This is a genomic window from Mycolicibacterium sp. CBM1 (assembly GCF_054073305.1).
This window is the reverse complement of sequence record NZ_JBSXPP010000041.1, coordinates 1-10916: the sequence shown is the minus strand read 5'-3', so window position 1 is coordinate 10916 and position 10916 is coordinate 1. Positions and strand designations below refer to the sequence as shown.

General features: G+C 65.2%; 9 protein-coding genes and 1 pseudogene. 7 read left to right on the top strand and 3 right to left on the bottom strand.

Annotation, left to right across the window (positions count from 1 at the left end; translation table 11 throughout):
• Positions 1-1217: pseudogene (locus tag ACXDF8_RS26750) on the top strand (hypothetical protein); the annotation flags it as partial.
• 81 nt (positions 1218-1298) lie between these two features.
• Here the strand turns inward: ACXDF8_RS26750 and ACXDF8_RS26745 are convergent.
• The 3 genes from ACXDF8_RS26745 to ACXDF8_RS26735 are packed head-to-tail and all read right to left on the bottom strand — an operon-like array spanning position 1299 to position 3817.
• Positions 1299-2666: a cytochrome P450 gene (locus tag ACXDF8_RS26745; protein ID WP_457226261.1), complete on the bottom strand. Its 1368-nt coding sequence runs from the start codon at positions 2664-2666 to the stop codon at positions 1299-1301.
• Between the two features lie 41 nt (positions 2667-2707).
• On the bottom strand, positions 2708-2905 hold the full coding sequence (locus ACXDF8_RS26740; RefSeq protein ID WP_457226260.1) for a ferredoxin: 198 nt from the start codon (positions 2903-2905) through the stop codon (positions 2708-2710).
• 51 nt (positions 2906-2956) lie between these two features.
• Complete coding sequence (locus ACXDF8_RS26735; protein WP_457226259.1) at positions 2957-3817, bottom strand: mycofactocin-coupled SDR family oxidoreductase; 861 nt, start codon at positions 3815-3817, stop codon at positions 2957-2959.
• A 361-nt stretch (positions 3818-4178) separates the two neighbouring features.
• Between ACXDF8_RS26735 and ACXDF8_RS26730 the strand changes: the two genes are divergently transcribed.
• The 6 genes from ACXDF8_RS26730 to ACXDF8_RS26705 all read left to right on the top strand — a co-directional run.
• Positions 4179-5714 carry an aldehyde dehydrogenase family protein gene (locus tag ACXDF8_RS26730; RefSeq protein WP_457226258.1) on the top strand — a complete coding sequence of 512 codons (1536 nt, stop codon included), beginning with the start codon at positions 4179-4181 and terminating at the stop codon, positions 5712-5714.
• Entirely contained in the window at positions 5711-6919 is a 1209-nt protein-coding gene (locus ACXDF8_RS26725) for a CaiB/BaiF CoA transferase family protein (protein WP_457226257.1), read from the top strand. Before ACXDF8_RS26730 ends, ACXDF8_RS26725 begins: the two co-directional genes overlap by 4 nt.
• An 18-nt stretch (positions 6920-6937) precedes the next feature.
• Positions 6938-8149: a Zn-ribbon domain-containing OB-fold protein gene (locus ACXDF8_RS26720; protein WP_457226256.1), complete on the top strand. Its 1212-nt coding sequence runs from the start codon at positions 6938-6940 to the stop codon at positions 8147-8149.
• Complete coding sequence (locus ACXDF8_RS26715; protein WP_457226255.1) at positions 8146-9315, top strand: thiolase C-terminal domain-containing protein; 1170 nt, start codon at positions 8146-8148, stop codon at positions 9313-9315. The genes ACXDF8_RS26720 and ACXDF8_RS26715 overlap by 4 nt, the downstream gene beginning before the upstream one ends.
• Positions 9305-10111, top strand: coding sequence for an MlaE family ABC transporter permease (locus ACXDF8_RS26710; RefSeq protein ID WP_457226254.1), 807 nt, complete (start codon positions 9305-9307; stop codon positions 10109-10111). Before ACXDF8_RS26715 ends, ACXDF8_RS26710 begins: the two co-directional genes overlap by 11 nt.
• A 10-nt stretch (positions 10112-10121) precedes the next feature.
• The coding region (locus ACXDF8_RS26705; RefSeq protein WP_457225381.1) for an MlaE family ABC transporter permease at positions 10122-10916 on the top strand (795 nt) is incomplete at its 3' end.

Below are 10916 nucleotides of genomic sequence, written 5' to 3'. Positions count from 1 at the left end.
AGTTGGGTGAGACGATCCAGGCGGGGATTGCCGCGGGGCTGACGGGTTTCCAGGCGGTTATCAATGCGCTGTCGAACGGGGCGACTTCGTTGTCGGCGGCGTTCCAGGCGGCGTTGGCGGCGTTCCCCAGCCCCGAGGCATTCGTCACCGCCTTGGTCAACGCCCTGGGCAACATCAACGTCAACCTCGGCGTGGCGCTTCAGGCGGCGCTCAGCGTGGGCATCGACGGTCTGCAGGGCTTCGTCGACGCGCTCGTCTCCGGTGGAGCCGCGCTGTCGGCGGTCTTCAACGCCGCCCTGTCCGGGTTGCCGACGCCGGCAGAGTTCGTCGCGGCTGCCAGCGCCGCACTGAACACCGTAACCGGTGCACTGGGCGGCAGCTTCGAGGCCGCTTTGGAGATCGGCCAGCAGGTCCTGGCGACCGGTGCGGCGGCTCTCACTGCCGGCGTCAATGCCGGTCTGGCAGCGGGTAGTGCGATCATCGGCGCCCTCAACGACGGGCTCATCCGCGGTGGTGTCGCACTGGACGCGGCGATCCAGGCCGCGCTCTCGGTGCTGCCCACGCCGGAGGCCGTCGTCGACGCGCTGGCGAGCGCGGGGGCGCATATCAGTGCACAGCTCACCACGCTGGCCAAGTCGATCAACGCCAGCTTGTCCGCCGCCATCAACATCAACATCGGCGGTATCCACATCGGTGGCGGAATCAACGCCGGCGGCGGAACCGGTGCGGCAGCGACTCTGGCCGCGGCCACCGTCGCCGCCGGAGCGGCAACGGTGACGAGCGTGAACGACACGGTCACCAGCGTCGGCGGCAACGCGCCGACGGTGTCACTGAAGGTCCCCGCCAGTGCCTCGACCACGACGGAGTCGACCTCGACCGCGACAGAGTCAACCTCAACGTCGGGCGCAGCTGCTCCGACCAAGAGTGTGACGGCGCCCAAGGTGTCGCTGCCCGCGCCGCCGAAGCTGACGCTGCCTGCGCCGCCGAAGCTTTCGCTGCCCAAGGTGTCTCTGCCCTCGCTGCCCAAGTCGGCGGCCAAGGACTCCTCGGACACCAAGGCCTCGACCGACACCAAGGCCTCGACGGACACCAAGGCCTCGACGGACACCAAGGCCTCGACGAGCACCAAGGCCTCGACGAGCACCAAGGGTTCCGGCACCTCGACGAAGACCGCTGGCTCTGCCAGCAGCGCCAAGAAGAGCGGCAACGCCGCCTGATTCTTGGGTACAACGCACCGTGGCCCCTCCTTCGGGAGGGGCCACGGTCGTCGTGTCTGTCGGGATGCAGCGGTGCACCGGTCAGTCGATGACGGCCACTGCTTTTCGCTCAGTGATGGGCCGCGCGAGCTCCTGCTCGTCGCAGATTCTCTGCAGCTTGTCCAGCGTCTCGTCCAGCCCGGGACCCAGCGGCTTGGCCGGGGTGAAGGTGGCCGGCAGATGGCGCATCCCCTGGATGACGCCGATGGTGTCGTAGTGCACCGTGCCTTCCGGATCGCAGGTGTAATCCGGCATCCGGTCCAGCACGCTGGTCAGCATGTCCTTGAACACGAAGCGGGCCACATTGGATCCGATGCAGCGGTGCACACCGATACCGAAGCTGAAGTGGCGGTTGCCTTTTCGATCAAGGATGACATCGTTGGGTTCGTGGAACACCGATGGGTCGCGGTTGGCCATCGCCCAGGAGATCCACACTCGCTCGCCCTCCTTGAACCGGTGTCCGTCGAGTTCGACGTCATCGGAGAAGGTGCGCCCGTCACCGGGAGCGGGGGTGAAGTAGCGCAGAAACTCCTCGGTGGCGGTGTCCAGCAGGGTCTCCCGCTCCCGGCTGAGTCGGTCACGCTCGTCGGGGTGGTCGGACAGCCATTCCAGAGCATGGGCCGTCAGCGCGGTGGTGGTGTCGAAGCCACCGCCGATCACCAGCCCGAGCATGCCCAGGATTTCCAGGTCGGGGGCGGGTTCGCCGTCGATCCGCAGATTCAACAGTGCGTTGACCAGACCGGGGCGGGGATTTTGGCGGATCTCGTTCATCCGGGTGACGAGGTCCAGGCCCATCTCACGGTGCTGCTGGGCGACGCGGTCGACATCGGGGGAGTGTTCCGGTGTGTAGATCGCGGCGTGAGTCGGCTCGCTGTACATCGCCCAGTTCTTTAGCGGGATGCCGAGCAGCGCCATCGTCAACACCGCCGGCACCACGTTGGCAAGGTCGTCGACGAAGTCGATGCGGCCGCTCTCGATCTTCTCGTCGATGCTGGCCCGGGTGATCTCGTGGATGAAGGGCTCCCAGCGAGCGACAGCCGCCGGCGACAGATAGGGATTGAGCACGTTGCGATAAAACCGGTGCTCCGGGTCGTCCATCTCCAGCATCCCGCCGCGCACCACCGACGCGCGCCGGGCGGTGGGAATGGAAATGCCCTTGTATCCGCGGCGTTCACCGTTGATGTCGTGGTCGTTGGAGATGTGCGGACAGCGGGCCAGTTCGAACACCGCGTGGCTGTCCGCCGCGACCCAGTGCCCGCCGTAGGTCTCCGACCACGAGATCGGACACTTCTGCTGCATCTCTTCGGTGATCTTGGCGAACTGTAGCCGGTAGTCCGACGTGTGCCGATCGAAGTGATAGCGCGGCTGTCGGCGTGCTTCGTCGTCGGTGTTGTCGTCGTCGACGCTCAAGACGTTGTCTCCCTTGGCTTTCGGGACAGTAGGAACTGCGGTCAATCCTCGTCGATGAGGATGGCTTGTTCGGGGCAGGACTGAGCGGCTTCGCGCACCAGGTCCTCCTGATCCTCAGGCACGGTTTCGGTGACAGCCGACGAACTGCCGTCGATGTCGCTGAGCAGGAACATCTCCGGGGCGATCATGGCGCAAAGGGTATGGCCCTGGCATCGTTCTTGGTCAACCCGAACTTTCACTGTGTCCCTTCCGGATCTATTGCTGGTCAAAGTCTTTCAGGTGCATTCAGATCAGACGTGGTAGTCGTACCACTTGAGGTAGCCGCCGGCGTCGACACGCAACTGCATACCGGTGACGTAGCGGGCCTCGTCGGAGGCCAGCCACAGTACCGCGTTGCTGATGTCCAGCGGCTCGACATAGTTGACCTTCATCGCCTGCTGGATCCCGAAGACCGGCTCGGCGTCCGCGCGGGTCGGATTCTCCAGGTCGGGCCGGAACGATCGGTACATGGGCTCGCTCTGCAGCATGTCGGTGTTGCAGTTGGTCGGGTGCACAACGTTGGCGCGGATACCCCGCACCGCCAGTTCGGTGGCCAGGTCGTGGACATATTGCGACAGAAGGCGTTTGGCCACCATGTAGGACATGCCACCGGGGTCGGAGCCTGGATTGGCCTTCTGGTGGGCATCCATCAAAGCCGCGGTGGAGCCGGTGGCGATGATGGATGCGCCCTCCTCCAGATGGGGGAGCGCCACCTGGATGGCGTTGATGGTGCCGATCAAGTTGGTGTTGATCACGTCGCACCAGGCGGGGATCGGCGGCTGGCCCTTCATCCCGGCGATGCCGGCTTGGGCCACGACGATGTCGACCTTGCCGAACTCGGCGATGCCGCGTTCCAGGGCTTCCTTGAGTTGCCCGGCTTCGCGTACGTCGGCCTGGGCGGTGACGATGCCGCGGCCGGTCTTCTTGACCAGTTCGGCGGTCTCCTCCAGATCCTCCTGAGTGGCCAGCGGATACCCGATGGTGTCGATGTCCTTGCAGATGTCGACGGCGATGATGTCAGCACCTTCTTCTGCCAACCTCAACGCGTGGCTACGACCCTGGCCACGGGCGGCGCCGGTAATGAAGGCGACTCTGCCTTGGACTCGTCCCACTGGGTTTCCCTCTCTCTTGCTCCGCTGATGACAGGCCGGGCGGACCTGGATCGCGGATCTGTGGACCCCCGGCTCGTCGGGTGCTCCGAGTGAACCTGACCCACTACCGTTGTCGATCCGGGTGATCTCGTCAGTCAAGAATCGCCCTTTCTGATATGAGAACGCTACTCTCGCTGTTATGCGTTTCGCAAGACACATCGCAACGATGTGTCTAACTGCGGAGATGCTTGCGGCGGGCCGACGTCGCAGTGCCGGGTCGGATCTATGTCGATCCCCCGAAGGCGGCTTGAGTTCCCAATCCTCGAATGTATGATTCGCCGGAGATGAGAACCGAGTTATCCACCGACTCGAGGAGAAATTAATGCCACCGCAGGACATGACGGCCACCATCGCGAGCGGCGCGCAAGCGGCCGACGGCCGGGAGTCCGCGCGGCGCATGCTGATCGGCGGCGAACTCGTCGACGCCGAGCAGACCTATCCCTCGTTCAACCCGGCCACCGGCGACCTCGTCGGTGCCGCGCCGAACGGGAGCGTCGCCGACGCCGAGCGTGCGATCGCCGCCGCCCGGCAGGCCTTCGACACCACTGCGTGGTCGACCGATGTCGACCTGCGGATCCGGTGTCTGGAGCAGCTGCACGCCGCGCTCGTCGAGCACAGCGACGAACTGCGCGCCTTGACGATCGCCGAAGTCGGCGCCACCCAGATGCTGACGCAGGGCGCCCAGTTGGACGAGCCCATCAAGATCGTCGGCTACTACGCTCAGCTGCTGAAGTCCTACCCCATGTCCGAGGAGCTCGGTGAGATCGAGAGCCGTGGACAGCGCCACCGCCGCTGGGTGGAAAAGGAGGCCGCCGGTGTGGTGGCCGCGATCATCGCCTACAACTACCCCAACCAGCTGGCCCTGGCGAAGCTCGCACCTGCGCTGGCCGCCGGTTGCACGGTGGTCCTCAAGGCTGCCCCTGACACGCCGCTGACCACGCTGGCGCTCGGTGAAGTGATCGCGAAGTACACCGACATCCCCGCGGGTGTGGTCAACGTGATCAGCTCCACCGACGCCGCCGCCGGCGTGGTGCTGACGACAAGTCCCGACGTGGACGTCGTGACCTTCACCGGGTCGACGGCGACCGGCCGCAGGATCATGGCCGCCGCCAGCGAGACCATCAAGAAGGTCTTCCTCGAACTCGGTGGCAAGTCCGCGATGATCGTGCTCGACGACGCTGACTTCAACACCTGCGCCATGATGGCGGCCTTCATGATCTGCTCGCATTCGGGACAGGGCTGCGCGATCACCACCCGGCTACTCGTTCCGCGCGCCCATCACGACGAGATCGTCGGACTGGTGAAGAACTTCCTCGGCATGATCCGCTACGGCGACCCGGCCGACCCCAACACCTACATGGGGCCGTTGATCAACGCGGCCCAGCGCGAGAAGGTCGACGGCATCGTGCAACGGGCCGTCGAGGCGGGCGCGACGCTGGTCACCGGCGGTAAGAAGGTCGAGGGCCCGGGCTATTTCTACGAGCCCACCCTGCTGACCGACGTCGACCCCGGCAGCGAGGTCGCCCAGGAGGAGATTTTCGGGCCGGTGCTCGTGGTCCTGCCCTACGACGATGACGACGATGCCGTCCGGATCGCCAACAACTCCATCTACGGGTTGTCCGGCGGAGTGTTCGGCGATCCGGACCGCGCGCGGGCGATCGCCCGGCGAATCCGCTCGGGCACCGTCGGCATCAACGGCGGCAACTACTTCGGGGCGGACAGCCCGTTCGGCGGATACAAGCAGTCGGGCGTGGGCCGCGAGATGGGGGTGGCCGGACTCGAAGAATTCCTGGAGGCCAAGACCTTGGCCGAGGTGGTCGTAGAACCGGTCGCGCCAAGCGAAGAAGGCTCAGCATGAGCGGGCCGTTGGCAGGCGTCCGCATCCTCGAGGTCGCGATGTACGGGTTCGTCCCGTCCTGCGGCGCGGTCCTCGGTGAGTGGGGTGCCGATGTCATCAAGGTCGAACATGCGGTCACCGGCGATCCCCAGCGCGGGTTGCGCCAGACCGGATCGCTGCGGATCGAGGGCGATCTCAACCCCAACGTCGAGCACGCCAACCGCGGCAAGCGCTCGATCGGCCTGGACATGTCGGTGCCCGAAGGCAGGGAAGTGCTGCTGGAGCTGGCCAAGCGTGCAGATGTGTTCCTCACTAGTTTCCTGCCCGGCCACCGCGCGAAATTCGGCATTGACGTCGACGACATCCGGGCGGTCAACCCCTCGATTATCTATGCACGCGGCAGTGCGTTCGGGCCGCGTGGCCAGGAAGCAGAGAAGGGCGGTTACGACATGACCGCCTTCTGGTGCCGCGCGGGCACCGCGGCGACCATTACCCCGCCGGGAATCGAGGGGATGATCGGCCCGCCCGGCCCCGCCTACGGCGACACCATCTCGGGTACCAACCTGGCCGGTGGCATCGCGGCGGCACTGTTCCGCCGGGAACGAACCGGCGAGACCTCGGTCGTCGATGTCTCTCTGCTCGGCAGCGGCTTGTGGGCGATTGGGCACACCATCGCGCTGACCCAGCATCTGGGCGAGCGATTGGTGGCCCCGGTACCCGGCGTGCACGGTTCGCCGATCAATCCTCTGGTGGGGCTGTACGAGACTGCCGACGGCCGCTACATCTCCTTCGTCATGATGCAACCGACCAAGTTCTGGGCCGATGTATGCCGTCACATGGATATCCCGGAGTACATCGACGACCCCCGGTTCGCGGACACGGCGCAGATTGCCGCCAATACGGCGGCGGCGGTGGAGATCCTGGCCAAGACGATGACCACCAAGACACTGGCGGAGTGGTCGACACGGTTCGCCACGCTGGCCGGGCCGTGGGCGCCGGTCCAGGACACGTTGCAGGCGGCGGCCGACGCCCAGGTGCGAGCCAACGAATACCTGGTCCAGGCCGGTGAATTGGAGTTGGTGGCCAATCCCGTGCAGTTCGACGTCGCCGCACCGGAGACTGGTCCGGCACCGGGATTCGCCGAACAGACCGACCAGATCCTGGAAGAACTCGGCCTGGACTGGGACCGCATCATCGAGCTGAAGACCGCCGGCGCGGTCACCTAAGCAGCGCCGGAGTCAGATATGCCGCACATCATCGCCGTTGGTACGTACCTTCCTTCGTGGGGGTGTGATGTGCACCGCATCGCCGGTGACGACGAGGACGCAATCACACTCGCTGTTGAAGCGGGTCGGGCGGCGTTGTCCGAGGGCGGCTCCGTCGAGCGGGTGGTCCTGGTCAGCCGCGACCTGCCGCTGCTGGAAAGCAGCAACGCCGCGGTGCTGCTGGCCGGTCTCGGACTCGACTCCGAACTGGAGGTCGACGAGCGGCTCGGCGGTGCACCTGCGACGCTGGACGCTGTCAGTTCGGCGCGCCCGCGCACTCTGGTCATCGGAACGGATCTGGACCCGGCCGGGGCCGCGGCGATTCTCACCGCGGACAGCGGATTACAGGTACGCACCGCCGCGCGGGTCGCGCGCAGTCTGCCGGTGCGTACCCGCAGTGCCAGCGGCACCGTCCATGACTACGGCGATCCACGGCTGCTGCACGAACGGGGACTGGTCGCCTCGCTGGCCGCCGCGTGGCTCGACACCCCGGTCGCACTGGCCGGCGTCGACCACGACCGGGCCGCCGAGCTGTGCGGTGGCGACCCGCCCCGGTTGCCGACTTCGGGGGCCAGCGCCGGTTTGTTCGCGCTGGCCGCGCTCGCCGAGAGCGACATCAATGGTCCGCTGGTGGCCGTCGAACAGGCGAGCCTTTCCGGGTTGACCGTCGTCGGCGGGTCTGCAGCGGTCTACCGGCGTGAGCCCACCCCGCGGCCGCGGCCCAAGACCAAGATCGTCACCGGTGCCGACATTCCGATCTCGTTGGCCGCCTACGAGCGGGCCTTCGAGGCCAAAGTTCGCTGGGAGGCCGGGCGGTATTGCGGCAGTGACGAACTCGACTTCCCACCGCGCTATCGGCTGGCCGACGACGGTCAGCTGGACACCGACTATGAACTGGTCTCGTTACCGCGCAGCGGCACGGTCTACACCGAAGTGACGGTGCACGTCCCGGTGCCGGGTCTGCGCACGCCTTACTCGCTGGTGATCATCGAACTGGACGGCGTGGGGGTCCGCGCGCTGGTCAAAGTCACCGGTACCGAGCCGGGCGCCGCCCGCATCGGCGATCGGGGCCGTCTCACCTTGCGTCGCGTCGCAGTGAGATCCGGTGTGCCCGACTATGGATATGCCTTCGAGCCCTACGCGCCTGCGGTTCGTCAAGACTCCCCGCCGCGGTCGTGGGGAGCGGCGTGAGGCGGGTAGCTATCGTCGGTGCTGGGATGACGGCATTCGGCGAGCATTTCGCTCTCGGTCTCAAAGACCTCCTGCCGATGGCGTTCGCCGAATGCGCCGCCAGTATCGACAAGGGAATCAACAAAGCCCAGATCGATGCGGCATGGTTCGGTGCCATGGGTACGCCAGACGGATTTCCGGCGGGCATCCTCGCCGACTCGTTGGGCCTGCCCGACCTACCGGTAACTCGCATTGAAAACTCCTGTGCCACAGGCAATGACGCTGTGCGCAATGCCCTCTATGGGGTAGCCTCCGGTGCTGCCGACATCGCTTTGGTGATGGGCGCGGACAAGTTGCGGGAGACGGCCTCCAAGCAACTGCTGTGGGAGTGGGAGGTGATGGCCCGAGACATGGCCTGGGACTACCCGCTGGGACTCGTCGCGCCCGCCGCCTTCGCCCTCCATGTTGCGCGCTATTTGCACGAAACTCCCGCCACCCGCGAACACATGGCGATGGTCGCGGTGAAGAACCACCGGCACGGCGTGTCCAATCCCAAGGCCAGGCTCCGCTTCGAGGTGACCATCGACGAAGTACTCGCGGCGCCGACCGTCGTGACTCCGTTCGGGCTCTATGACTGTGCGCCGCAGAGCGATGGGGCCGCGGCGCTGGTGCTCGCCGCCGAAGACGTGGTGGACCGGTTCACTGATCGGCCCGTGTGGATCCGCGGTGTGGGCCTGGGGCTTGATTCAGTGATGCATCAGCACAAGGCCGATATGACGACGTTCCCCGCAACGACTCGCGCGGCCAAGAGAGCGTTTAGCATGGCAGGCCTTACGCCGTCCGATATCGATGTGGCGGAAGTTCACGATTTCTTCACCGGCATCGAGCTCATCAGTTATGAAGATCTCGGCTTCGCGGAGCCTGCGGAGGCTTACAAACTGATGGAGGCCGATGTGACGTGTGTTGGCGGATCGTTGCCAGTCAACCCGAGCGGCGGCCTGAAGGCCAAAGGTCATCCTCCGGGAGCCACCGGTGTGGCTCAGTGCGTCGAGCTCTTCGAGCAGCTTCGGGGCGAGGCGGCCAACCAAGTCGACGGCGCCCGAATCGGTCTGGCGCACAACATCGGCGGTCCTACAGCGGTATCAGCGGTAACGATTCTGGAAGGACCCCATAGCGATGGCAGGTAAGGCAGCGGATCGCTGGTCTCCGGGCATTGCGTTGAGGAGTGCGTCGGGTCCGATGCAGGCTATTGGTGGTCTGTTTGCTATGTCGGCTGATGCGGTGCGGTTTATGTTTCGGAAGCCGTTTCAGTGGCGGGAGTTTTTGGAGCAGTCGTGGTTTGTGGCGCGGGTGTCGTTGGCGCCGACGTTGTTGGTGGCGATTCCGTTCACGGTGTTGGTGTCGTTCACGTTGAATATTTTGTTGCGGGAGTTGGGGGCTGCTGATCTCAGCGGTGCTGGTGCTGCGTTTGGTGCGGTGACGCAGGTGGGTCCGTTGGTGACGGTGTTGATCGTGGCCGGTGCGGGGGCGACGGCGATGTGTGCGGATTTGGGGTCGCGCACGATCCGTGAGGAGATCGACGCGATGGAGGTGCTGGGGATCAATCCGGTGCAGCGGTTGGTGACTCCGCGGATGTTGGCGTCGGGGTTGGTGGCGTTGTTGCTGAATTCGTTGGTGGTGATCATCGGGATTTTGGGTGGTTACGTGTTCTCGGTGTTTGTTCAGGATGTGAATCCGGGGGCGTTCGCGGCGGGGATCACGTTGTTGACCGGGGTGCCGGAGGTGATCATCTCGTGTGTCAAGGCGGCGTTGTTCGGGTTGATTGCGGGGTTGGTGGCCTGTTATCGGGGGTTGACGATCAGCGGGGGTGGGGCCAAGGCGGTGGGTAATGCGGTCAACGAGACGGTGGTGTACGCGTTCATGGCGTTGTTTGTGGTCAACGTGGTGGTCACGGCCATCGGTATCCGCATGAGCGCGCGGTAGGCGCTGGGGGATGGCGTCGTTGCAGGCTTTGTATCCGCGGATCGCGCGTCAGGTGCGTCGTCCGTTGGGGACGGTCAGTCGGATTGGTGACCATACGATCTTTTATGGGCGGGCGTTGGCGGGCACGCCGCATGCGACGGTGCATTTCCGTAAGGAGATCATCCGGTTGATCGCCGAGATCTCGATGGGTGCGGGCACGTTGGCGATGATCGGCGGCACTGTGGTGATCGTCGGGTTTTTGACGTTGGCGGCGGGTGGGACGCTGGCGGTGCAGGGGTATTCGTCGTTGGGCAATATCGGGATCGAGGCGTTGACCGGGTTTTTGGCGGCGTTTATCAATGTCAGGATCTCCGCGCCGGTGGTGGCTGGTATCGGGTTGGCGGCGACGTTCGGTGCTGGGGTGACCGCCCAGCTTGGGGCGATGCGGATCAACGAGGAGATCGACGCCCTGGAATCGATGGGTATCCCGCCGGTGGAGTATCTGGTCTCGACGCGGATTGTGGCGGGGATGGTGGCGATCACCCCGTTGTACTCGATCGCGGTGATCTTGAGTTTCGTGGCCAGTCAGTTCACCACGGTGGTGTTGTTCGGCCAGTCCGGCGGGTTGTATGACCATTACTTCACGACGTTTTTGAACCCGATCGACTTGTTGTGGAGCTTCCTGCAGGCGGTGTTGATGGCGATCACGATCCTGTTGATCCACACCTATTTCGGCTATTTCGCCACCGGCGGCCCCTCCGGCGTCGGCGTCGCCGTGGGCAACGCGGTCCGCACCTCCCTGATCGTGGTGGTCTCAGTGACCCTG

Coding starts and splice junctions, on each gene's coding strand:
- ACXDF8_RS26725 (WP_457226257.1), top strand. CDS start 5,711: ATGAGCGGGCCGTTGGCAGGCGTCCGCATCCTCGAGGTCGCGATGTAC.
- ACXDF8_RS26710 (WP_457226254.1), top strand. CDS start 9,305: ATGGCAGGTAAGGCAGCGGATCGCTGGTCTCCGGGCATTGCGTTGAGG.
- ACXDF8_RS26720 (WP_457226256.1), top strand. CDS start 6,938: ATGCCGCACATCATCGCCGTTGGTACGTACCTTCCTTCGTGGGGGTGT.
- ACXDF8_RS26730 (WP_457226258.1), top strand. CDS start 4,179: ATGCCACCGCAGGACATGACGGCCACCATCGCGAGCGGCGCGCAAGCG.